The sequence below is a fragment of the Cytobacillus oceanisediminis 2691 genome (assembly GCF_007678455.1).
In the GTDB taxonomy this organism is placed as follows: Bacteria; Bacillota; Bacilli; order Bacillales; family Cytobacillaceae; genus Mesobacillus; species Mesobacillus oceanisediminis_A.
Map to the genome: position 1 here is coordinate 1 of NZ_VEEP01000158.1, position 291 is coordinate 291.

Below are 291 nucleotides of genomic sequence, written 5' to 3' on the forward strand. Positions count from 1 at the left end.
GGCGGTCCCGACCGGGATCGAACCGGCGATCTCCTGCGTGACAGGCAGGCATGTTAACCGCTACACCACGGGACCATAATATGTATGAAAAAGATGGATTATTGCGGGGGCAGGATTTGAACCTGCGACCTTCGGGTTATGAGCCCGACGAGCTACCGGGCTGCTCCACCCCGCGTCGATAATATTATGTGTAATCCATTAAATTGTTCAAACAGCCCGGCGGCGTCCTACTCTCACAGGGGGAAACCCCCAACTACCATCGGCGCTGAGAAGCTTAACTTCCGTGTTCGG

At 55.3% G+C, this 291-nt stretch carries 2 tRNA genes and 1 rRNA gene; all 3 read right to left on the bottom strand.

Going from position 1 to position 291, the window contains the following annotated elements:
- Window positions 1-2 precede the first annotated feature (2 nt).
- A tRNA-Asp gene (locus FS736_RS23625) sits at window positions 3-75 on the bottom strand.
- A gap of 26 nt (window positions 76-101) precedes the next feature.
- Window positions 102-175: transfer RNA gene (locus FS736_RS23630), tRNA-Met, on the bottom strand.
- 39 nt (window positions 176-214) lie between these two features.
- Window positions 215-291 (bottom strand): 5S ribosomal RNA (gene rrf / locus FS736_RS23635); the annotation flags it as partial.